We start from the raw sequence: 23,145 nt of genomic DNA, 5'->3' as shown, positions 1-23,145 counted from the left end.
TTTCGGGTGACGTGGTCGCGAGGACCCGTAATCCGTGAGGGGAATGGCATGTCCGACGCAGGCAAGACGGTTCTGTGGATCGTGGTGGCGATCGTCGTCATTGCAGTGATCATCTGGTTGTTCGTCTCGGCAGGGCGCCGTCGCGAGGTCGAGGCGCGTCGCTTCGAGGCCGGCGAGCTCCGCGCCCGCGTCGACGACCGTCGTCCCGAGGTGCAGGACACCCAGGACCGGGCGTCGGTCACCGCCGCCATGGCCGCCGACGCGCGGGCCGACGCCGAGCGGCAGGCCGCCGAGGCAGAGCGGCAGAGGGCCGAGGCCGAGCGCCAGAGGGCGCAGGCCGAACGACAGGCGGCTGAGGCGCAGCAGCAGGCTGCCGAGGCCCGACGCCTCGAGGAGCAGGCCGAGCAGCACCGCGCCACCGCCGAGGCGGCCCGCGCCGAGCACGCGGGACTGGAGCGCGAGGCCGACCGTGTCGACCCCGACGTCGCCACCGACGACGAGGGCTACCGCGTGGACGACGACGGCAACCGCCTCCCGGGGCAGGAGCCCGCGCACCGGGGCGGCGCGGCAGGTGCCGCAGCCGTGGCCGGCGCGTCCGCCGTGGGCGCCGCGGCCTTCACGCGTGACGACGACGACGAGGACGACCTCGCCGACGCCGAGAACCCCTTCGCGCCCGCCGCCAGAGCCGAAGAGCCGGCTGCGACCGAAGAGCCCGTCGAGCCGGCTGTGGCCGCGGGTGAGGGCACCGACCTCGCGAGCGACGCCGACCGTGAGGTCGACGAGCAGACGGCTGACGAGTCCTCCTACGCGTCGGAGGAGCCCGAGGTCCTCGGCACGAGGCGCGAGGACACGGACGAAGAGACGGACGAAGAGACGGACACGGCGACGGACCTGGCGACGGACCAGGTGGCGCCTGAGGCGGCAGCCGAGGCCGGTCACGAGGACGACGCGGCGTCGCAGGGCTCAGTGGGTACTGGGAGTGCACCGGAAGGGCTTCCCGACGAAAGGTCCACGACCATGAGCGACCACAGCGACACCGACGCGAGCACCCGCACCGACATGAGCGCCGACGCCTCCACGGACGCGGCTGCCGATGCGACGGACCACTCCTTCGCCCCGCCCGTGGCCGACGCCGACGAGCCGGAGCGGGTCGAGGTCCCCGCTCTGGACGAGCGCGACGACGTCCTCTCGGACGGTGGCACCCCGGCGAGCGACCCGGGCGACCACCGCGGCCAGGCCTGGGCGACCACCCCCGGCGAGCGCGGCCTCGACGAGGACGCGGGCGACGAGGACGCTGCCGACCAGGGGCTCGACGTCGACATGGCGCCGCACTCCCACGAGAGCGACGAGGACGACGAGCTGGCCGAGCCGGCGAGCGACGACGCTGACCGCGCACCGGCGACCGCGTCCGCCCCGACGGTTGACAGCGCGTCCGACACGACGGATGACCGCGCGTCGGACACCGGCGACGACGGTGTCACCGACACGGCCTGGACCGACGCCCCCGACGCCCCCGAGAGTGCGGCCCCGACCGCTGACGCGGGCGACGAGCCCGTCGTGGAGGAGAGCGACGAGCAGCAGCACGACTCCGCCGCGCCCACGGACACCGCGTGGTCGGTGGACGACCCGAGGTCCGACGCGACGGAGGGGGCGTCCGACGAGCCGGCCTCCCAGTCCGCCGAGCAGCCGGCCCAGGACGAGTCGGCCCAGCAGCCGGTCCAGGACGAGTCGGCCCAGCCGGAATCCGCCCAGCCCGAGTCCACCCAGGAGCAGCCCGCGTCCGGTCGACGGATGTCCGGCTTCGACGAGGTCGTCGACGGCGGCTTCGGACTCGGCTCTGCCGCACCGATCGCCGACGGCGCGCAGCCGCTCGGCCACGCGATCAAGGGACGCCGCGACGGCACGACCTTCCTCGGCCCCGACGACGCCGGCTACGACGACGTCGAGCCGGACGTGTGGTTCTACAACGAGGAGGCGGCCCGCCGCGCGGGCTTCCGCCGCGAGGGGGAGTGACCACGTCCTGACGGTCGAGTCACCACAGGTCGACGTGGCCACGTGCACCCGGTGCACGTGGCCACACCCCTGTCCGGCCGGTCAGCGTCGGTCCGCGCCTCCTCGAGCCCGTCCGGGTCGGCCTGCCACTGCGCCGCACCGCGCCCGAGCTCACCCGGGCAAGCACGCAGACCCGAGCACGCGGCATACGCCATCGCCCGGGCCCGGCGGAAACGGTGGCGCGGGCACCCGGCGCGCACAAATAGACTGACCGGCATGGTTTCCCCGCTCGTCGCGCTCACGCCCAAGGTCCAGTCCGCGATCGCCGCCGCTCTCGGTGACGACTACCGCGAGGCGGACCCGGTGCTGCGTCCGTCGCAGTTCGCCGACGTGCAGGTCAACGCCGCGCTCGCCCTGGCCAAGAAGGTCGGGATGCCGCCGCGCGACGTGGCGGCCAAGATCGTCGCCGCACTCGACCTCGACGGCGTCTGCGACTCCGTCGAGGTGAGCGGGCCGGGGTTCATCAACCTCACCTTCTCGAGCGCGTGGATCGCCGGCCTGCTCCAGGAGGTCGAGGCCGACGAGCGCGCCGGCGTCCCGCTCCAGCCGACGCAGAACATCCCCATCGACTACTCCGCGCCCAACGTCGCCAAGGAGATGCACGTCGGGCACCTGCGCACGACCGTCGTCGGCGACTCCATCGCCCGCACGCTCGAGCACCTGGGCCACAACGTCATCCGTCAGAACCACATCGGTGACTGGGGCACGCCCTTCGGCATGCTCATCGAGCACCTGCTCGACGTCGGCGAGGGCTCGGACGAGGCGGGTCTGCTCGTCACCGACCCGAACGCGTTCTACCAGGCAGCCCGGGTCAAGTTCGACGCCGCCGAGAAGGCCGAACCCGCCGGCAGCGCAGGCGACTTCAACGTCAGGGCCCGCTCCCGGGTCGTGCTCCTGCAGGCCGGCGACGCCGAGACGCTGCGGCTCTGGAACGAGCTCGTCGACCTGTCCAAGGTCTACTTCAACAAGCTCTACTCGACCCTCGGCGTCACGCTGACCGACCTGCACCTCGCGGGCGAGTCGATGTACAACGACGCCCTCCCCGGCATCTGCGAGGAGCTCGAGTCACGCGGCATCGCCGAGGTCTCCGACGGCGCCCTGTGCGTCTTCCTCGACGGTTACACCGGCCGCGAGGGCAAGCCGGTGCCGCTCATCATCCGCAAGTCCGACGGCGGATACGGCTATGCCACAACGGATCTGGCGACGATCAAGTACCGCGTGCACGACCTCGGTGCCCATCGGGTGCTCTACGTCATCGGGGCGCCGCAGTCGCTGCACCTCAACATGGTCTGGGACACGGCGCGCAAGGCCGGCTGGCTGCCCGACGACGTCGTGCCCGTCCACGTGCAGATCGGCAACGTGCTCGGCGAGGACCGCAAGATCCTCAAGACGCGCTCCGGTGCGCCGCTGCGGCTCATGGCGCTGCTCGAGGAGGCCGTCGACAAGGCGCGCGCCGTCATCGACGAGACGCGCCCCGACCTCGACGACACGCTGCGGGCGACCATCGCGCGGCAGATCGGCATCGGGGCCGTGAAGTACGCCGACCTGTCCGTCGCGCACGACAGCGAGTACGTCTTCGACCTCGACCGCATGGTCGCGCTCACCGGCAACACGGGCCCCTACCTGCAGTACGTCGTGGCCCGCGTCCGGTCGATCTTCCGCCAGGTGGGGCTCGACCCGGCCGCCCAGCACGCGCCGATCCTGCTCGGTGAGCTGCACGAGCGTGCCCTCGCCACGCACCTGCTCGGGTTCGGCGATGTCGTGGCCGAGGTCGGCGACACCTACGAGCCGCACCGGCTCGCCGGCTACCTCTTCGAGCTGGCACAGGCGTTCTCGGCGTTCTACGAGAACTGTCCCGTGCTCAAGGCCGAGCACGACGAGGTCAAGGAGTCGCGCCTGACCCTGTGCGCCCTCGTCTTCCGTGTCATGACGACGGGTCTCGACCTGCTCGGGCTGGAGTCTCCAGAGCGGATGTGACCGGGGCGGTTCGTCCCGTTCTGCCCCTGTCGGTGTCGGCGCTGCGCTACGTTGCGGCCGCACGTCACATCGACAGGGGAGAACGCACATGACCCAGCCCGCCGCACCGTACGAACCACCGGCATCGCCCGCGGTCCCAACGGCCTCGACGGTCCCGACCGTCCCGACCGTCCCGACCGGCGCCCAGCCGGCCGCGACGGCCACGGCACCACCACCGCCGCCCGCGCCCGCCGCCGCCCAGACGGGTGTCACGGCCAACGTCAAGAACGTCGCGGTGCGGCCGTGGCGCCAGTCCACGGCCGTCGTCGCCGTCATGACCCAGGCGGCGTTCGTCGTCGGGGCGCTCGCGAACCTCTACCTCACCTCGTTGGACGTCAAGGTCAAGGGCCAGCTCGAGGACCGTGACTTCGCCGCCATGGAGCGCGAGGCCCAGAGCGCCGACGGCCTCTACCTGCTCATCCTCGGTGTCGGGGCGCTCTCCGCCATCCTGCTGCTGGTCTGGTTCCACCGCGTGTGGACCTCGGACCGCTCCGACCACAGCCTCTACACGCGCGGCACGGGCATGGCGATCGGTGGCTGGTTCATCCCGTTCGCCAACTTCGTCCTCGGCCCGCTCGCCCTGCGAGACCTGCTGTGGGGCGTCGAGCACGCCAGCCCCGAGGCCAAGCCGGGCCGCCCGGCCGCGACCCCGCGACTCGTCATCGCCTTCTGGGTCGTCATCGCCGTCAACCTCGTGCTCGTCATGCTGGGTCGCGGTGCGGAGAGCGGTCTGCAGCGCCCCGACTCGATCGACGCGCTCATGACCTCGGTCCAGGCGAGCCTCACGTACGAAGCCCTCGGCGGGGTGGCCGGCGCGGCCGGCGCCGTGATCGCCATCCTCTACATCCGCAAGGTCATGGCGCTCACGCGTCGCTGACACCGCCGGGAGGGGCGCGGCCACGCGGTCGACGAGGTGCTGACGTCCACGGGACGTCAGCACCTCGTCACATCCAGGCCGTTGCGGCGGTCCGTTGCGGCAGAGGACAGTCGGCTCATGAGCGACACGAGCAGCACGAGTGACACGAGCGGGACGAGCACCACAGCCGGCCCGAGCGGCTGGGACTTCAGCGGCCTCAGGGCCACCTACGTCAACTGCACCCTCAAGAAGAGCCCCGAGCTCAGCCACACGCAGGGGCTCGTCGACGCGAGCGCGGCCATCATGCGCGAGCACGGCGTCACCGTCGAGGAGATCCGTCTCGTCGACCACGACGTCGCGACCGGCGTCTACCCCGACATGCGCGAGCACGGCTGGGAGACAGACGCCTGGCCCGAGATCTACCCCGGCATCCTCGACAGCCAGATCCTCGTCGTCGCCGGACCGATCTGGCTCGGTGACAACTCCAGCGTCGCGAAGCGCCTCATCGAGCGCATCTACTCTCTCAGCGGCATGCTCAACGACCAGGGGCAGTACCTCTTCTACGGCAGGGTCGCCGGGTGCCTCATCACCGGCAACGAGGACGGCATCAAGCACTGCGCGCAGAACGTGCTCTACAGCCTCCAGCACGTCGGCTACACCATCCCGCCCAACGCCGACGCCGGCTGGATCGGCGAGGCCGGCCCGGGCCCGAGCTACCTCGACCCCGGCAGCGGGGGACCCGAGAACGACTTCACCAACCGCAACACGACCTTCATGACGTGGAACCTCATGCACCTCGCGAGGATGCTGCACGACGCAGGTGGCGTGCCGGCATACGGCAACGTGCGGTCGGCGTGGAACGAGGGCGAGCACTTCGGCTGGCACAACCCCGAGTACCGCTGATCCCACGGGCCCACAGTCACCCCGTGAGGATGATGCCGCGGGGCGGGGGTGGTGGTGACGATGGCAGGGAGCACACCCGACTGGGTCGCTGCCCTACGAGAAAGGTCGCCCCGACATGTCGTTCTGGGACATCATCTGGTTCATCATCATCTTCTTCGCGTTCGCGTCGTACCTCATGGTGCTGTTCTCGATCGTCGCTGACCTCTTCCGCGACCCCGAGGTCTCCGGCGGGATGAAGGCGCTCTGGGTCGTGTGCCTCGTCTTCTTCACCTTCATCACCGCGATCGTCTACCTCATCGTCCGCGGCCGTGGCATGAACGAGCGCACGGCGAAGTCGTACGAGCAGGCTCGCCAGGCGCAGGAGGACTACGTGCGCTCGGTGGCCGGCACGGGCACGTCGGCGCCGGAGCAGATCGCCAAGGCCAAGGAGCTGCTCGACACCGGCGCGATCACGGCCGACGAGTTCGCCTCCCTCAAGGCCAAGGCGCTGGCCTGACCGCGGGAGCAGTGGTCCCGTGAGCGGGGCGCCCGACGGGGCCCTCCCGGAGGCCTCGGCCACACGTGCCGAGCGCGTCCGGGAGGCCCGATCGCGTATGCCGCTCGCTGCCCACGCGCAGCTCGCACCCCCGGGTGCCCAGGACGTCGTCGCCCTCCTCGAGGAGCAGGGGCGCGCCCGCATCGCGGAGCTGCTGCCCGTCCGTCACGGCCGCATGCTCGCCTCGCCCTTCGCGTTCTACCGCGGCGCAGCGGCCGTCATGGCGGCCGACCTCTCGACCGCACCGGGCACCGGGCTGACGGTCCAGCTGTGCGGTGACGCGCACGTGTCCAACTTCGGGCTCTACGCGTCGCCGGAGCGGCGACAGGTCTTCGACCTCAACGACTTCGACGAGACGTGGCCCGGTCCGTTCGAGTGGGACGTCAAGCGGCTGGCCGCCAGCCTCGAGATCGCCGGCCGCGGAAACGGCCTGCGCCGCAAGCGCCGTCGCGCGATCACGACGGCGGCCGTGCGGTCCTACCGGCTGTCGATGGCGCGGTTCGCCGCGCAGTCGATGCTGGAGGTCTGGTACACCCGGGGCGAGCTCCAGCCGGGCCTGCCCCGGCTCAAGGAGGCGCTGCCCAAGGCGTCCCGCGCCACGACGCGGCGGGTCGTGGAGAAGTCCCGGAGCCGGGACTCCGCCCATGCGCTGGGCAAGCTGACCACCGTCGAGGACGGTCAGCCACGCTTCGCCAGCGACCCGCCACTGCTCGTGCCGGTGCGCGACCTCGCCCCGGACCTCGCCGATGACCTCGACGACTGGGCCGGCCGGATCCTCGTGCAGTACCGCGGCACCCTGCAGGCCGACCGGCGCGTCCTGCTCGACCGGTTCCGCGTGGTCGACCTCGCCCGCAAGGCCGTCGGCGTCGGCTCGGTCGGCACCCGCGCCTGGCTGATGCTGCTGCTCGACGAGTCGGGGGACCCGTTGATGCTGCAGGCCAAGGAGGCCGTCGACTCGGTGCTTGCCGCGCACCTGTCCGGCCCCACCTTCGACAACCAGGGGCGACGGGTCGTCGAGGGGCAGCGGCTGATGCAGGCGAGCAGCGACATCCTGCTCGGGTGGCAGCGCACCGCCGGGATCGACGGGGTCGAGCGCGACTTCTACGTCCGCCAGTTCCGTGACTGGAAGGGCGGATTCGAGATCGAGACCATCGACGACGCGACCCTGGACATGCTGGGGCAGATGTGCGCCTGGACGCTTGCCCGCGCGCACGCCCGGTCGGGGGACCGCCGCGACATCGCTGCCTACCTCGGGTCGGGGGGAGCGGGGGCAGGACGTGGCCGGGGGGCCGGACGGTGCTGCGGGCAAGGGCGGGGACGTCACGGGCGGGGGCGAAGGAGTGGAGTTCGACGAGGCCGTCGCGGACTTCGCCGTGGCCTATGCCGACAAGAACGAGGGCGACCATGCCGCCCTCGCCGAGGCCGTGGCCTCCGGTCGCCTGCAGGCGTCGAGCGAGCTCTGACCCGGCGGTCGGGCCTCGCGGGGGCCTGTGGATGAGCGGCGAGGCCGACCCTCGACCTCCCGTAGGTTCCAGACGTCCACTCACAGGGGAGGAACGTCATGACCTACGAACCACCGAGCACGCCGACCGGACCGAGCCGGGTCGCTGCGGCGCCGGCTGCCCCGCCGGCCCCCGCGGCCGCTACCTTCACGCTGGCCCCCGTCGCGCCGGCCACACCGGATCGCACCGGCCTCATGGGACTGACGTCGGACGGCAACCGGGTGAAGGTTCGCCCGTGGAGCCGGGCCAACGACGTCCTGGCGCGCGCCACCCAGCCCCTGCTCGGCCTCACGGCGGTCGCCGAGCTCGTGGCCGCGGCTGTCGACCTCACGCTCAGGCGTCTCGTCGCCACGCGGGACGTCGAGGAGTTCGTCGTGCTGCGTGCGCTGGTCGATCAGTTCCTGTGGCCCATCACCTACGTCCTTCCCGGTGCGTTCGTGGTGTTCCTCGTCTGGCTGCACCGTCTCTGGACCTCGGACCGGTCGGCGCACAACGTCTACACCCGCAGCACCGGAATCGCCGTCGGGGGATGGTTCGTCCCCGTGGCCAACGTCGTGCTCGGCGCCTATGCCCTGCGCGACCTGTGGCACGGCACGCACAACGCCCGTCGCGGCGTCCACGACGGTCCCGTCGACCGGAGCACCCCGAGGCTCGTGACCGCCTGGTGGCTCGTCGCCCTGCCGGCCGTCCTGTGTGCCGTCGTCGAACGCGTCCTCCGGGTCGGGCTCAGCGCGCCGGCCTCGGTCGAGTCGCTCCTGCCGACGCTGGAGCTCTACCTCGGCGTCAAGGGCGTGGGCAACGCCCTGATCGCCGGGGCGGCGGTGCTCCTCGCGCTCGTCGTCGGCCGGATCACCGCGTTCACGCGTCGATAGGTGCGGCGCAGCCGGTAGGTGCGGCGCAGCCGGGCCCGGTCAGATCCCGTGCGTCCGGGTGACGAGCGCCTGGTAGCGCGCCACGACGTCGGCGTGCGCCTGCTCGTCACCCGGCCGGACGGCATACTCCGAGTCGATCTCGAGGTCCCACGTCGGCGGGGCAGGCTCAGCCGAGAGGGCCCACGCGGCCTGTCGGGCGGCGCCGACGCCGACGTACTCGGCGGGCGCGGGCACCACGACCGGTGCTCGGAAGAGCCCGGGAGCGACCTCTCGCACGGCGCGCGAGGCGGCCGCGCCGCCGATGAGCAGGATGCGCCGGACCTCGACGTCCTTGTCGCGCAGGGCGTCGACACCGGCGACGAGGTTGCAGAGCATCCCCTCGACGGCGGCCCGTGCGAGGTTCTCGGGGGTGGCGTTCGAGCGCGTCAACCCGGCGAGCGTGCCCGTCGCGTCAGGAAGGTCGGGCGTGCGCTCGCCGTCGAGGTAGGGCAGCAGGCTCAGGCCACCGGCGCCCGGACTCGCCTGCAGCGCAAGGCGGTCGAGCTCTGCGAGATCCACCCCGATCATCCTGGCGGTGGCAGTCAGCACGCGGGCGGCGTTGAGGGTGCACATGAGCGGCAGGTGGTGGCCCGTGGCGTCGGCGAAGCCCGCGATGGCGCCCGACTCGTCGCGGATCGCGGAACGGTGGGGGGTGAAGACGGTGCCGCTCGTGCCGAGCGACACGACGACGTCGCCCGGCTGCAGGGTCAGGCCGAGCGCGGCGCCCATGTTGTCGCCGGTACCGGCAGCGACGAGCAGGCCTCCGGTGGTGCGCCCCGCCCGCTGGGCGGGGGAGAGCACCTCGGGCACCTCGACGACGCGACCGAAGGCGCGCTCGAGCAGGTCGAGGCGGTAGTCGCCGTCGGCTGCCGACCAGTAGCCGGTGCCCGACGCGTCGCCGCGGTCGGTGCTCCAGCGCTCGAAGCCGTTGCCCTGCTGGAGGATCCGACCCGTCATCCAGTCGTGCGGCAGCACGACCCGAGCCACCCGGGCAGCGCGCTCGGGCTCGTGCTCGGCGAGCCAGCGCAGCTTCGTCACCGTGAAGCTCGGGACCAGTGCCGAGCCGACGGCCTCCACCCATGCAGCAGCGCCGCCGAGCTCGGCAGTGAGGTCACGGGCGGCGCCCGCACTCCGAGTGTCGTTCCAGAGGAGGGCATCGCGCACGACGGTGTCCTCGTCGTCGAGCGTCACCATCCCGTGCTGCTGGCCACCCACCGCGATGGCCGCCACACCCTCGAGGATCCCACCGGCAGCGGCCTGCTCGTAGGCCTCCCACCAGCGGTCGGGGTGCACCTCGGTGCCGTCCGGGTGCGGGGCGCGGGCGGACCGGACGACCTGCCCCGTCTCGGCGTCGCAGACGACGATCTTGGTCGACTGGGTCGAGCTGTCGACCCCGGCGACGAGCGTTCGGCCGTCGGTCACGTGGTCACCCTGGTGCTCCATGACTGCAGCGTCTCCCGGGCGCCCTTCTGGTGCAAGGCCGACAGGGCGTCCGTGAACACCGTGGTGAAACGCTCGTCGTCGACGAGGCCTCCGAAGAGGTCGCGATCGCGGAGGAAGGCGAGCGGGTCCTCTCCCTGCCGGGCGGCGGCAGCCATCACCCGGTCCTTGATGCGGTCGACGACCTCGATGGGCTCGCCCTGCTCGTCGGTGCCCTCGGCGTACCGCGCCCACGCCGCGACGACGAGCGCCGACCGGTCGATCTCGCCATCGGTCTCGAGGTTGCGGTTGATGACCGGCACGAGCCACTTGGGGATGCGGTCCGAGCTCTCGGCGCACAGGCGCGCCAGGGTGTCGCGCACCTCCGGGTTCGCGAAACGCTCGATGAGCTCGTGCCGGTACGCGTCGAGGTCGACGCCCGGCACCTCCGGCAGCGTGGGGCTCCCCTCGTGCTCCATGTAGCCGAGGAGGAAGTCGACGAAGAGCGGGTCCTGGCACACCTCGTGGGCGTAGCGGTAGCCGGCGAGGTAGCCGAGGTAGCAGAGGGCCTGATGGCTCGCGTTGAGCAGCCGGAGCTTCATCAGCTCGTAGGGCACGACGTCGTCGACGAGCTGCACCCCGGCCTGCTCGAACGGCGGGCGACCGTCGGTGAAGTGGTCCTCGAGGACCCACTGCGTGAAGGGCTCGCAGACGACGGGCCAGCCGTCGGCGACACCGAACTCGTCGGCCAAACGGTGGATGTCCTCCTGCGCCGTCACGGGGGTGATCCGGTCGACCATGCAGTTGGGGAACGACACGTGCTCGTCCATCCAGTCGGCGAGCGACGGGTCCTTCAGTCGCGCGAAGGCCGTCATCATCCGGCGGGCCACGTCGCCGTTGCCCGGCAGGTTGTCGCAGGACATGACGGTGAAGGGTGCCTCGCCGGCAGCCCGCCGCGCCGCGAGCCCTGCGACGACGTAGCCGAAGACGGTGCGCGGGACGGCGCCCTCCTCGAGGTCGGCGCGGATCGCCGGGTCGTCGGCATCGAACTCGCCCGTCACCTGGTTGACGACGTAGCCGCCCTCGGTGATGGTCAGCGACACGATGCGCGTGCGCGGGTCGGCGAGCCGGTCGACGACGGCCTGGGGGTCGTCCGGCGCGAACATCATCTCGACGATGCTGCCGACGACGCGTGCCTCCCGGTGGCCGTCGGGGTGCTTGACCACGAGCGTGTAGAGCCCGTCCTGCGCGCTGAGGGTGTCGACGATCCGGCGGTCCTGGGGCAGCGCGCCGACCCCGCAGATGCCCCAGTCGAGCGCGAGCCCGTCCTCGAGGAGGCGGTCGACGTACATCGCCTGGTGGGCCCGGTGGAAGCCACCGACACCGAAGTGCACGATGCTCGCCGTGACCTTCGCCCGGTCGTAGCCCGGCCGGCCCACCTCGGGCGGGAGGGCGGCATACGTGCTCTGCGACAGGGGGATCGGCGTCGATGACGCCGCGGCGTCGGAGGTGGTCATGATCGTCTGGGTCCTCTCTCGGAGGTTCTCGAAGGTCTGGGAGGCACTGAACGGCTGGGGGCCTCGGGTCGTGCGGCGGTCACCGGGTCGTCGGGCGACGGTGGTCAGTGCGACTCGGAGAGGCTCCACATCGTCCAGAGCTCGGTGCGCATCCGGCGGGGCTGTCGCAGGGTGTAGGCGACGGCCTGGGCGATGTCCTCGGGTTCGAGGAAGTCGGCCTCGGACGGGTCCCGGTCGCCGAAGCGCCCGTCGGCCGCGGCGAAAGGGGTGTTGACGCCGGCCGGGGCGATGGTCGTGGTGCGGATCCCCTCGGAGCGCAGCTCGCGGTCGAGGGCGTAGCCGAGGTTGATCTGGGCGGCCTTGGTGGCGGCGTAGACCGCCTCCTTGCCGCCCCCGATAAGCAGCCCGGCGACGGAGCCGAGGATGACGATGTCGCCGCCGTCGCCCTGGGCACGGAACTGGCGCACGGCGGCCCGGGAGAGCCACACGGTGCCCTTGACGTTGACGTCGACCATGAGCGAGACCTCGTCCGCGGAGTAGTCGAGCACCCCGCCGTAGAAGCCGACGGCCGCGTTGGCGACGACGGAGTCGACCCGGCCGAAGGCCGTGACACCCGCCGCGACGAGCGCGTCGGCGGTGGCCTCGTCCCGGACGTCGCCGACCGCGACGGCCAGCCGGTCCTCGCCCCAGGCGTCCCGGAGCGGGGCCAGCGCGTCGGGCCGGAGGTCCCCGGCGACGACGCGCCCACCCGCCTCGAGGACGAGCCGCGCGATCGCACCGCCGATGGCGCCGCCGGCGCCGGTCACGACGACGACCGTGTCCTCGAGGCTGCGGGTGCGGTCGACGACGTGCCCGACTGCCGAACGGTTCTGTGCTGCAGTGTCGCTCACTTGATGGCACCCATCGACAGGCCGCGGACGAGCTGTTTCTGGGCGACCCAGCCGGCGATGATGACGGGGAGGGCGGCGATGGTCGCGGCGGCGGACAGCACGGCGAGGAACTGGCCGCGGCCGTCGACGAAGCTGCCGAGGAAGGGGGGTGTGGTGCGGGCGGCGGAGCTCGTCAGCAGCAGCGCGAGGAAGTACTCGTTCCAGGCGAAGATGAAGCTGATGAGTGCTGCGGCTGCGACGCCGGGTAGCACGAGGGGCAGGACGATGCGGACGATCTCGCGGAACATGCCGGCGCCGTCGACGCGGGCGGCTTCGATGATCTCGAAGGGGACTTCGAGCAGGAACGAGCGCATCATCCACACCGTGACGGGCAGGTTCATCGCGCCGTAGACGACGGCGAGGACGTAGATGTTGTCGAGCAAGCCGACCGTCTTGAAGATCATGAAGAGCGGCAGCACGATCGCGGCGAGGGGCATGAAGCGGGTGGAGATGAAGAACGACAGGGAGTTCTCGACGTTCTTCACCCGGCGGATCGACAGGGCGTAGGCGGCCGGGATCGCGAGGAGCACCGAGATGATCGTCGACGTCACCGCCGCCGTGAGCGAGTTCTGGAGGTAGCCGGCCATCCCGCGGTCCATCGCGAGCTGGTAGCCCTCGGTGACGGGCTTGAAGAAGAACGTCGGGTTGACCGAGGACGCGAGGGACTCGGGCTTGAACCCGTTGAGGAACATCCACAGCACGGGGAAGAAGAAGACGAGGACGAGGATCCAGGTCGCGAGGGTCACGAGGGCCCCGCGGGCCGACCTGTTGGAGCTGTTCATCGGCTTCCTCCTGCCATGAAGACCTTGAAGACGCTCTTGAGCGCGATGGTCGCGACGATGATCGTGAGGATGACGGTCACGACGCCGTAGGCCGCTGCCTGCCCGACGTCGAGCCCGATGAAGGCCCGCTCGTAGAGCAGGTAGGCGAGGGTCTTGGTCCCGCCGGTCCCCTTGGTGAGGATCGCGATGGGGTCGAAGACCTGCAGGATGATGACCGAGCCGAGCAGGACCCCGATCTCGATGTACATCCGCAGGTGGGGCAGGGTGATCCAGGTGAAGGTGCGCCAGGCGCCGGCGCCGTCGACCTGGGCGGCCTCGAGGATGCCCTTGTCCTGGCCCTGAAGGCCGGCGAGCAGGATCAGCATCATGAACGGGGTGAACTGCCAGGTGAGCACGATGACGACGGTCATCATCGGGTGCTCGGTGCTCCAGGAGACGACGGGCAGGTGCAGGGTCCGGAAGAGCCAGTTGAGCATCCCGATGTTCGTGTCGAACATCGAGTACTTCCAGATGAGCGCGGCCGCGGCGGGCATGATGAGGAACGGGGTGATCATCAGGGTCCGGGCCAGGGCGCGGCCGCGGAACTTGCGGTCGAGCAGCATCGCGAAGAGCAGCCCGAAGAGCAGCGCGAGGACGACGGAGAAGGCCGTGATGAGCACCGTGGCCACGATCGAGGGCCACAGGTCCCCGGAGGTCAGGGCGCTGGTGTAGTTGTCGAAGCCGGCGAAGGCGCGGTCGTTGGGGTAGAGCAGGTTCCACTTCGTCAGCGAGAACCCGATGGTCGTCAGGAACGGGATCTGGGTCAGCAGGATCAGGAAGATGACGGCCGGCAGCAGCAGGCCCCGGTTGCGCCAGAGCTCCTTGCGCTGCACCCGCCGCTTGTCCGTGGCCGTGGCGGCCGGGACGTCCTCGAGCTCGGTCGGTTTCGTGGTGGTCGTGGTCATGTCGGCACTTCCTCGTGCGGTTGTGCGGCTGGTGCGGCGCGCGCGACTGGGAGGCGGTGAAGCGGGGTGAGGTGGGGTGGTGCCGGGTCCGGGGCGTGCCGGACCCGGCACCACCTGTCAGCTGCTGGTCAGCCGCAGGTCACTTCTTGTGCTTGTCGCCGGCGGCCTGGGCGATGCTCTGGCACTTGCCGAGGGCGTCGTCGATGGTGCCGCGGTTGGCGAGGTAGTCCGCGACGAGCTGCGCGCACTGGTTCCCGACGTCCTGGAACTCGGGGATCGAGACGTACTGGATGCCGACCCAGCCCTGCGGGTTGACGCCCGGCTGCTTCGGGTTGACCGAGCTCATGACATCGAGGGTGATGGGGGCGTACGCCTTGGCAGCCTCCTTGTACTCGGGGATCGAGTACGTCGAGGTGCGCGAGCCGGGCGGGACGTTGGACCAGCCGATCTTGGTGCCGACGAGCTTGATGTAGTCCTTGCTCGTGGCCCACTTGACGAACTTGACCGCCGCGTCCTTCTGCTTCGTCGATGCGGGGATGGCCAGGTTCCAGCTCCACAGCCAGCCGGACTCCTTGGTCTTGTTCACCGGCATGTGGGCGTAGCCCATCTTGCCCTTGACCGGCGAGTCCGCGGCCTCGAGCATCGAGGCGGCGACGGAGGCGTCGGCCCACATCGCGGCCTTGCCCTCCTTGAGCGCCGTCAGGCACTCGTTGAAGCTGTACGAGACCGGGTCCTTCTCACCGGAGTCGTCGAGCATCTGCTTGTAGAAGCCGACGGCTTCCTTCCACTCCGGGGTGTCGACCGTCGCCTTCCAGTTGCTGTCGTACCAGTTGCCGCCGAACGTCTGCACGACGGTCGTGAGCGGCGCGAAGAGGTCGCCCCAGCCGGGCTTGCCGCGCATGCAGATGCCGGCCATGTCGTTGGTCTTGACCTTCTTGGCGGCGTCCGCGACCTGCTGCCAGGTCGGGTTCTGCGGGATCGTGACGCCGGCCTTGTCCAGGACCTCCTTGTTGTACATGAGGATCGAGGACTCGCCGTAGAACGGGACGGCGAACAGCTTGCCGTTGTAGCTGTTCACGTCGCGCACCGGCGGGAGCAGGTCGTTGACGTCGTAGGACGAGTCGGCCTGCAGCTCCGGGGTGAGGTCGACGAGCCACCCGTTGGCGCCCCACTGCGGCGTCTCGTACGCGCCGATGGTGACGATGTCGTACTGGCCGGCGCCGCTCGCGACGTCCGCCGTCACGGCGGCGCGGAGGTCGCCCTCCTCCATGACCTGGAAGTTGACCGTGACGCCGGGATTCGCCTTCTCGTACTCGGCCTTGAGCTTCTCCATGTCCTTCATCTGGCCGTTGTTCACCGTGGCCACCTTGAGGGTGACGGCTCCGCCGGCCGCGCCGGTAGACCCGTTCCCGGACTGCACGGCGCCGGACGAACAGGCAGTCACCGTCATGGCCACCGCCACCACGCCCGTCCCCAGCGCGAGCATGCGCTTGTTCGCAAGCATTCCCAACTCCTTTGGTAGGCAATCTCTCGTTCCGGCCCGAGCTCGACGATCACGGGTGAGGCAGGACACCGTCGGTTGTGGCATCCGCAACAGTTCTTGACTGGAACTTGCCGGAACGGTAATGACGCGACGGCAGCCCCAACAAGCACCATGAGCCCTCTGTCGTTGATACGATTTTTCGCGGCGGCTCGTCCGGGATGCGTACTTCGGTGGCGCTCCCCGCACGAGGCGGAGACGACGAGGTCCCAGGCCGACGAAGGACGAAATGGATTCGTATCGATCCAGCCAGACCCACGACCGTGGAACGGCACCCGCGGGCGGGGGGAGTACCGCTGCGCCTGATTCGTCGGCCTCGCCGGCCTCATCGGCCCTGCGACTCGGGGGGCCGATGCGCCGGGAGGTCATCCCGCCGCACCCGCAGGCCTCCATCCGCGTGCTGACCCACGACTTCCCGAGCGAGATCTGCGGCTGGGGCTACCACCCCGAGTACGAGATCCACCTCATCACCAAGACGCGCGGCAGCTTCATCGCCGGCGACCACATCGGGACCTTCGCGCCGGGTCACGTCAGCATGGTCGGCCCCAACCTGCCGCACGACTGGGTGAGCGATCTCGCCGAGGGACAGGTGGCCGTCGACCGCGACGCCGTCATCCAGTTCAGCGACGAGTGGATCCGCCAGGCCACCGAGCACCTGCCCGAGCTCGCCGAGGTCTCCGAGCTGCTCCACCGGTCGACGCGCGGGCTCGTGTTCTCCGGCGCCACCGCGTGGCGGGCCGCCGAGACCATCCTGGCCTGCGTGCACAGTCACGGCGTCGAGCAGCTCGGCCACCTCTTCAAGCTGCTGGCGCTCTTCGCGCACGCCCCGACGGACGAGTACGAGCTCGTCGCGAGCGAGTGGGTGGGCCGTCCCAACGACGCGGCGTCGCGCGACGCCGGCGAGGCCGGGCTCAGCTACATCCTCGACAACCTGACGGGCGACATCCGACTGTCGACGGCCGCGCGCCTGGCCTACATGTCCGAGCCGACCTTCTCGAAGTACTTCAAGACCGCGACCGGGATGACGTTCTCCAACATGGTCAAGAAGCTGCGGATCGCCTACGCCCGCCGCCTCCTCGACACCTCCGACGACTCGGTGGCCCAGATCGCCGAGCGCAGCGGCTACCACAACATGGCCAACTTCAACCGGCAGTTCCTCGCCGAGGTGGGCAGCACGCCGAGCGCCTACCGCCGCCTGGAGTCCGACCAGAAGCCGCCGCCCGAGCTGTTCAGCCTCGGCCTCCGGGCGCCGTCGCCCTGACCCGGCCCGGGCGCCGTCGCCGTGACCCGGCACTGACCCGGCCTTGACCGGACCGGGCGCCCCTGCACCGTCGGGGTGCCCACCATCAGAGACGGTCGGGCCCGGACGCATGTCATTTGTGTGACGTGCCCGGCAGACCTGCCGCTACCCGCGGGTCGTGCCCTAGGTTCGTGAACCAGTGCCCACAGCCCTCCGCGCGAAGGAGCCCAGCGTGCAGATCGGTGTCCCCCGAGAGACCCGCGCCCGAGAGACACGCGTCGCCGCGACGCCCAAGACCGTCGAGCAGCTCGTCGCCCTCGGCTACGACGTCGCCGTCGAGGGCGGGGCGGGTGCCGCAGCCAGCTTCTCCGACGAGGCGTATGCCGCAGCCGGCGCTCGCGTGGTCACCGCTGACGAGGCGTGGGGCTCGCCGATCGTGCACAAGGTCAATGCGCCGTCCGACGACGAGATAGCCCGGCTGCGACCGGGCACCGTCCTCGTCTCGCTCATGGCGCCGGCGATCAGTCCCGACCTCGTCGAAAAGCTCCGGGCGGCCCGGGTCACCGCGATGGCCATGGACGCCGTGCCGCGCATCAGCCGCGCGCAGTCGCTCGACGTCCTGTCGTCGATGGCCAACATCGCCGGCTACCGCGCCGTCGTCGAGGCGGCCCACGAGTTCGGCTCGTTCTTCACCGGGCAGGTGACCGCGGCGGGCAAGGTCCCGCCGGCGAAGGTGCTCGTCGCCGGGGCCGGCGTGGCCGGCCTCGCCGCCATCGGCACGGCGCGCTCGCTCGGTGCCATCGTCCGCGCGACCGACGCCCGCGTCGAGGTGGCCGAGCAGGTCGAGTCCATGGGCGCCGACTTCCTCGCCGTGCAGCTGCCCGAGGTCGACGAGGCCGCGGCGTCGAGCGACGGTTACGCCAAGGAGATGGGGGAGGAGTACAACCGGCGCGCGGCCGAGCTCTATGCGCAGCAGGCTCCCGACGTCGACATCATCATCACGACCGCGCTCATCCCGGGACGTCCCGCGCCCCGCCTCATCACCGGCGAGATGGTCGCCTCGATGCGGCCGGGCTCGGTCATCGTCGACATGGCCGCGGCCAACGGCGGCAACGTCGAGGGCTCCGTCGCCGACCAGATGGTCGTCACCGACAACGGCGTCCGGATCATCGGCTACACCGACCTCGCGGCACGCCTGCCCACGCAGGCGTCACAGCTCTACGGCACCAACCTCGTCAACCTGATGAAGCTGCTGACGCCTGGCAAGGACGGGCAGCTCGTCCTCGACTTCGACGACGTCGTGCAGCGCAACATGACGGTCGCGCGGGACGGCGAGCTGCTCTGGCCGCCGCCCGCGATCCAGGTCAGCGCGGCGCCCGTCGCGCAGTCCCCGGCCGGCAAGAAGGTCGTCAAAGAGCCTGAGCCACCGAAGGATCCACGCCGGAGGTATGCCGGCATGGCAGTCGGTGCGGTCGTGTTCGCCGTGATCGCGGCCGTCTCACCCGCGAGCTTCCTCGGTCACTTCACCGTCTTCGCGCTCGCCGTCGTCATCGGCTACTACGTCATCGGCAACGTGCACCACGCCCTGCACACGCCGCTCATGTCGGTGACCAACGCGATCAGCGGCATCATCGTCGTCGGCGCGCTGCTCCAGCTCGGCTCTGCGCAGACGTCGCCGAGCTCGCAGCTCGTCATCATCGTCCTCGCGTTCGTCGCCACGCTCATCGCGAGCATCAACATCTTCGGTGGCTTCACCGTGACCCGCCGCATGCTGACGATGTTCCGGAAGGGCTGACCGCACATGGACATCGCACTCATCCAGGCGGCATACATCATCGCTGCGCTGCTCTTCATCATGTCGCTCGCCGGGCTCTCGAAGCACGAGACCGCGCGCGACGGCAACGTGCTCGGCATGATCGGCATGGGCATCGCCCTCGTCGCGACCCTGTGGCTCGCGCTGCGGGATGCCCCGTGGGGCAACGTGATCGCCGTCGCGGTGGCGATGGCGATCGGTGCGGCGATCGGCATCTGGCGCGCGCGGCGGGTCGAGATGACGGGCATGCCCGAGCTCATCGCGATGCTGCACTCCTTCGTCGGTGCGGCGGCGGTGCTCGTCGGGCTCAACACCTTCCTCGCCTCCGACGGCGCCGGGGACTCGGTCCACCTCGTCGAGATCTTCCTCGGCGTGTTCATCGGCGCCGTGACGTTCACCGGCTCGATCGTCGCCTTCCTCAAGCTGTCGGCGCGCATCTCGAGCAAGCCGCTCATGCTGCCCGCCCGGCACTGGCTCAACCTCGCGGCGCTCGTCGTCTCTGCGGGGCTGCTCGTGTGGTTCGTCGCGGCGCACTCGATCGTCCCGCTCCTGGTCATGACGGCGATCGCGCTCGCCTTCGGCTGGCACCTCGTGGCCTCGATCGGCGGCGGCGACATGCCGGTCGTCGTGTCGATGCTCAACAGCTACTCCGGATGGGCGGCAGCGGCGGCGGGATTCATGCTCGGCAACGACCTGCTCATCGTCACCGGCGCGCTCGTCGGCTCGTCCGGTGCCTACCTCTCCTACATCATGTGCCAGGCGATGAACCGCTCGTTCGTCTCGGTCATCGCCGGTGGGTTCGGCTCTGACGGAGCGGTGTCCGACTCCGACGTCGACTACGGGGACCACCGCGAGACCAACGCGGCCGAGGTCGCAGACCTGCTCAGGAACTCCTCGTCCGTCGTCATCACCCCCGGCTACGGCATGGCCGTGGCGCAGGCGCAGTACCCCGTCGCCGAGCTGACGTCCAAGCTGCGCGAGCGCGGCGTCGACGTCCGGTTCGGCATCCACCCGGTGGCCGGCCGCCTCCCGGGCCACATGAACGTGCTGCTCGCCGAGGCGCGGGTGCCGTACGACATCGTGCTCGAGATGGACGAGATCAACGACGACTTCCCCGACACGGACGTCGTGCTCGTCATCGGCGCCAACGACACGGTCAACCCCGCCGCCGCGGAGGACCCGACCTCGCCGATCGCGGGCATGCCGGTCCTGCAGGTGTGGAACGCCAAGGACGTCGTCGTCTTCAAGCGGTCGATGAACGCCGGCTACGCCGGGGTGCAGAACCCGCTCTTCTTCCGCGACAACAGCGCCATGCTCTTCGGCGATGCCAAGGAGCGCGTCGAGGACATCATCAAGGCCCTCTGACCCACCCCGGCCCCACCCGCTTGCCCCACCGAACGCAGCGTTCGATCTCGAACTCACTGTTAGAGCACTGAGTTCGAGACCGAACGCTGCGTTCGGTCGGGAGGTGGGGGTTGTCAGCCGGTGAAGCGGCGGGAGTCCGCGAGGGCGGCCTCGACACGCGCGCGCACGAGGGCGGGGCGGGCCAGGTCTGCGCGAGTGAGGCGCACCACGACGAAGCCGAGCCGACGGAGCTCGTCCTCGCGCAGCTTCTCTTCGAAGTTCGCCCGGGCGGCATCGGGGTTCGACAACGGGTCGTACTTCACCTTGCCGTCGAACTCGACGAGGACGAGGCTGTCCTCGATGCGGAAGTCGGCGTGGAAGACCCGTCCGGGGCGCTCACTGCGGACCACCTCGAACTGGGGCGTGAAGGCGTAGCCGAGGCCGCGGAGCACGTGGGCCGTGAGGGTCTCGCCGGGAGTCTCGTGGCGACCGTCGCACCACGGGATCGCGGCCTTCGCCCGAGTGACACCGCGTTGACCGCCCAGGCTCCGTGCCGCGGCGGCGAGGGACTCCGGTGTGGTCAGTCCGACGCGCAGACAGTGGTCGGCGACGACCAGCATGCCGGTCTGGCTGCGAAGCCCCACCTGAACGGCGGCCAACCCCAGATCGACGGTCTCGGCCCCGTGCCGGAGGGCAGGGTGCTCGACGCGCTCGTGGATGTGCACCCTGCTGAAAGCCCTGAACGGCAGCTCGGCGTCCCGCCACATGAGGTGCACCGTGCCCCAGTCGATGTCCTCGTCCGGCAGGTCGAGAAGTGCCAGGGCCGAGCAGTGCGAGGCCATGACCCGGCCTTCGTACTCCTCGAGCAGCGCGACGACCCGCAGGCGATGCCGGTGCTTGTCGCTCGTCGGACGCTGCACGGAGTACCAGCCGCGGTGCAGCGGATGGCACTGACCGCGTGCCACCAGGCTCCTCAGCAGTGCGCCACTGATGCCACTGGCACGGGCAGCGGATGCAGAGAAGACGCCGGAAGGCGCGAGACGGTGCAGATCCATGGGGCCATCGTGACGGCATACGTCAGCGGGCCGGGGACAGCCTGTGGATAAGCCCCAGAACGACGAACCGAACGCGGCGTTCGGTCTCGAAAGCTCTGTTAGAACACTGAGTTCGAGACCGAACGCCGCGTTCGGTGGTCAAGCGGGGTGGGGTCAGTGCTCGCTGACGACCTCGGGGGCCTTGCGGCTGCCTTCCTCCTCCTCGCCCGTCGCCAGCTTGCTGTGGTGGCGCGAGTAGGTGAAGTAGATGAGGAAGCCGAGCGCCATCCAGACGACGAAACGGATCCACGTCTCGATCGAGAGGTTGAGCACGAGGTAGAAGCAGGCGAGCGCGGACAGCCACGGCACGACCGGGTTGCCCGGGACGCGGAAGGAGCGCTTGAGGTCGGGGCGGCGCTTGCGCAGGATCGGCACGGCGAGTGAGACGAGCATGAACGCCGTCAGGGTGCCGATGTTGACCATCTCCTCGAGCTTGCCGATGGGCGTGAGCGAGGCGATGAGGGCGACGACGGCGCCGATGATGAGCGTCAGCTTGACCGGCGTGCCCGTCTTGGGGTTCGTGCGGCCGAGGCTCGCGGGGATGAGGTGGTCGCGGCTCATGGCGAACGTGACGCGCGTGGCGCCGATGATGAGCGTCATGACGACCGTCGTGAGACCGGCGACCGCACCCGCGGAGATGAGGGTCGCGAAGCCGTCCCTGCCGACGTTGGTGAAGGCGGTCGCGAGGGCCGCCTTGGGGTCGATCTCCTTGTAGTTCTGCATGCCCGTGATGACGAGCGTGACCGCGACGTAGAGGACGGTGCAGACGACGAGCGAGCCGATGATGCCGCGGGGTAGGTCACGCTGCGGGTTCTTGGCCTCCTCGGCCGTCGTCGCGACGACGTCGAACCCGATGTAGGCGAAGAAGACGATGGCTGCGCCGGCCATGATGCCCATGACGCCGTACGTCGCGGGGGTCATGCCGGTGAGCACCTGGAGCAGCGGGGTCGTCAGGCCCTCGGCCGCCTTGCCGGGCTGGCTCGGCGGGATGAACGGGGACCAGTTGTCGCGGTTGATGAACTGGATGCCCGCGAAGATGACGAAGAGGACGATGAAGAGCTTGACGCCGACGAGCACGAGGTTGACGCGCATCGACTCCTTGATGCCCTTGGCGATGAGCAGCGTCAGCGCGGCGATGAGCAGGAAGGCCGGCAGGTCGAAGTGTGACCCCGGCCCGAGTGAGTCGGGCCAGGTGATGCCGACTTGGCCCAGCAACGTCACGAAGTACTGCGACCACCCCTGGGCGACCACGCTCGCACCGAGCATGAGCTCGAGCAGCAGGTCCCAGCCGATGATCCACGCGACGAGCTCGCCGAGCGTCGCGTAGGAGAAGGTGTAGGCCGAGCCCGAGATGGGCACCGTCGAGGCGAACTCCGCGTAGCAGACCGCCGCGAGACCGCAGACGATGGCGCCGACGACGAACGACAGCGCGATCGAGGGCCCGGCGTAGTCCTTCGCCGCTCGTCCGGTCAACGTGAAGATACCGGCGCCGATGATGACGCCGATGCCGAAGACCGTGAGGTCGAGCGCGCTGAGGGTCCTCTTCAGCTGATGGTCGGCGTCCTCGGCCGAGGCCATCGACGCCTCGATCGACTTGGTGCGAAAGACACTCATGCTGACCTCCGAGCAGGTCGGTGACGGGAATCATCACAAACTATCGGTGAGCGCGCCCGGCGGCGAGTCCTGCCGGCCGCCGTCGGCCACGTGCCGTCGACGGATGTCGCGGCTACCGGTTGGTACCCCGAACG

Annotated in this window: 18 protein-coding genes; 10 read left to right on the top strand and 8 right to left on the bottom strand. The window is 70.2% G+C overall.

The genetic code is table 11. The annotated features are described in order from the left end of the window. Positions 1 to 48 precede the first annotated feature (48 nt). The 7 genes from IEY30_RS19375 (at position 49) to IEY30_RS19345 (ending at position 8,736) form a co-directional block, all read left to right on the top strand. On the top strand, positions 49 to 2,013 hold the full coding sequence (locus tag IEY30_RS19375; RefSeq protein ID WP_030200926.1) for a sunset domain-containing protein: 1,965 nt from the start codon (positions 49 to 51) through the stop codon (positions 2,011 to 2,013). A 255-nt stretch (positions 2,014 to 2,268) separates the two neighbouring features. Beyond that, positions 2,269 to 4,029 (top strand): arginine--tRNA ligase, encoded by a 1,761-nt coding sequence (gene argS, locus IEY30_RS19370; RefSeq protein WP_030200929.1) that lies wholly within the window; start codon positions 2,269 to 2,271, stop codon positions 4,027 to 4,029. 88 nt (positions 4,030 to 4,117) lie between these two features. Beyond that, positions 4,118 to 4,945 carry a DUF4328 domain-containing protein gene (locus tag IEY30_RS19365; protein WP_030200933.1) on the top strand — a complete coding sequence of 276 codons (828 nt, stop codon included), beginning with the start codon at positions 4,118 to 4,120 and terminating at the stop codon, positions 4,943 to 4,945. Between the two features lie 117 nt (positions 4,946 to 5,062). Continuing rightward, positions 5,063 to 5,827 (top strand): flavodoxin family protein, encoded by a 765-nt coding sequence (locus IEY30_RS19360; protein WP_052358767.1) that lies wholly within the window; start codon positions 5,063 to 5,065, stop codon positions 5,825 to 5,827. Positions 5,828 to 5,942: 115 nt separating this feature from the next. After that, the gene (locus tag IEY30_RS19355; RefSeq protein WP_030200941.1) at positions 5,943 to 6,323 is read left to right on the top strand and encodes an SHOCT domain-containing protein; all 381 of its coding nucleotides are present in this window, start codon (positions 5,943 to 5,945) and stop codon (positions 6,321 to 6,323) included. A 19-nt stretch (positions 6,324 to 6,342) separates the two neighbouring features. Continuing rightward, positions 6,343 to 7,860 (top strand): DUF2252 domain-containing protein, encoded by a 1,518-nt coding sequence (locus tag IEY30_RS19350; RefSeq protein ID WP_229675103.1) that lies wholly within the window; start codon positions 6,343 to 6,345, stop codon positions 7,858 to 7,860. A gap of 63 nt (positions 7,861 to 7,923) precedes the next feature. After that, complete coding sequence (locus IEY30_RS19345; protein ID WP_030200949.1) at positions 7,924 to 8,736, top strand: DUF4328 domain-containing protein; 813 nt, start codon at positions 7,924 to 7,926, stop codon at positions 8,734 to 8,736. Between the two features lie 39 nt (positions 8,737 to 8,775). On the opposite strand, the gene xylB is transcribed toward IEY30_RS19345, so the two are convergent. From xylB to IEY30_RS19315, 6 genes are all read right to left on the bottom strand, one after another. After that, positions 8,776 to 10,218, bottom strand: coding sequence for a xylulokinase (xylB, locus tag IEY30_RS19340; protein WP_030200952.1), 1,443 nt, complete (start codon positions 10,216 to 10,218; stop codon positions 8,776 to 8,778). Beyond that, a complete protein-coding gene (locus IEY30_RS19335; RefSeq protein ID WP_052358801.1) occupies positions 10,194 to 11,711 on the bottom strand; it encodes a mannitol dehydrogenase family protein in 1,518 nt (505 codons plus the stop codon). Before IEY30_RS19335 ends, xylB begins: the two co-directional genes overlap by 25 nt. A gap of 104 nt (positions 11,712 to 11,815) precedes the next feature. Next, entirely contained in the window at positions 11,816 to 12,601 is a 786-nt protein-coding gene (locus IEY30_RS19330) for an SDR family oxidoreductase (RefSeq protein ID WP_052358769.1), read from the bottom strand. Further along, on the bottom strand, positions 12,598 to 13,422 hold the full coding sequence (locus IEY30_RS19325; protein WP_030200963.1) for a carbohydrate ABC transporter permease: 825 nt from the start codon (positions 13,420 to 13,422) through the stop codon (positions 12,598 to 12,600). Before IEY30_RS19325 ends, IEY30_RS19330 begins: the two co-directional genes overlap by 4 nt. Continuing rightward, a complete protein-coding gene (locus tag IEY30_RS19320; RefSeq protein ID WP_030200966.1) occupies positions 13,419 to 14,366 on the bottom strand; it encodes a carbohydrate ABC transporter permease in 948 nt (315 codons plus the stop codon). Before IEY30_RS19320 ends, IEY30_RS19325 begins: the two co-directional genes overlap by 4 nt. A gap of 139 nt (positions 14,367 to 14,505) precedes the next feature. After that, complete coding sequence (locus IEY30_RS19315) at positions 14,506 to 15,870, bottom strand: ABC transporter substrate-binding protein (RefSeq protein ID WP_030200968.1); 1,365 nt, start codon at positions 15,868 to 15,870, stop codon at positions 14,506 to 14,508. A 388-nt stretch (positions 15,871 to 16,258) separates the two neighbouring features. Between IEY30_RS19315 and IEY30_RS19310 the strand changes: the two genes are divergently transcribed. The 3 genes from IEY30_RS19310 to pntB all read left to right on the top strand — a co-directional run bounded on the left by IEY30_RS19310 (position 16,259) and on the right by pntB (position 20,324). Then, a complete protein-coding gene (locus tag IEY30_RS19310) occupies positions 16,259 to 17,167 on the top strand; it encodes a helix-turn-helix domain-containing protein (RefSeq protein ID WP_052358770.1) in 909 nt (302 codons plus the stop codon). Between the two features lie 211 nt (positions 17,168 to 17,378). Further along, positions 17,379 to 18,941 (top strand): Re/Si-specific NAD(P)(+) transhydrogenase subunit alpha, encoded by a 1,563-nt coding sequence (locus IEY30_RS19305; protein WP_030200975.1) that lies wholly within the window; start codon positions 17,379 to 17,381, stop codon positions 18,939 to 18,941. 6 nt (positions 18,942 to 18,947) lie between these two features. Continuing rightward, complete coding sequence (gene pntB, locus IEY30_RS19300; protein ID WP_030200979.1) at positions 18,948 to 20,324, top strand: Re/Si-specific NAD(P)(+) transhydrogenase subunit beta; 1,377 nt, start codon at positions 18,948 to 18,950, stop codon at positions 20,322 to 20,324. A gap of 113 nt (positions 20,325 to 20,437) precedes the next feature. Here pntB and IEY30_RS19295 read toward each other — a convergent pair whose 3' ends face one another. Together IEY30_RS19295 and IEY30_RS19290 are read right to left on the bottom strand one after the other, a co-directional pair. Then, positions 20,438 to 21,358: a putative endonuclease domain-containing protein gene (locus IEY30_RS19295; protein WP_156035424.1), complete on the bottom strand. Its 921-nt coding sequence runs from the start codon at positions 21,356 to 21,358 to the stop codon at positions 20,438 to 20,440. Between the two features lie 153 nt (positions 21,359 to 21,511). Beyond that, positions 21,512 to 23,011 (bottom strand): APC family permease, encoded by a 1,500-nt coding sequence (locus tag IEY30_RS19290; protein WP_030200982.1) that lies wholly within the window; start codon positions 23,009 to 23,011, stop codon positions 21,512 to 21,514. Between the last annotated feature and the right edge of the window lie 134 nt (positions 23,012 to 23,145).

Origin of the sequence: Terrabacter tumescens (genome assembly GCF_014646815.1) — a bacterium.
GTDB lineage: Bacteria > Actinomycetota > Actinomycetes > Actinomycetales > Dermatophilaceae > Terrabacter > Terrabacter tumescens.
Note: the sequence above shows the minus strand (reverse complement) of the source record. Positions and strands in the feature narration are given on the sequence as shown.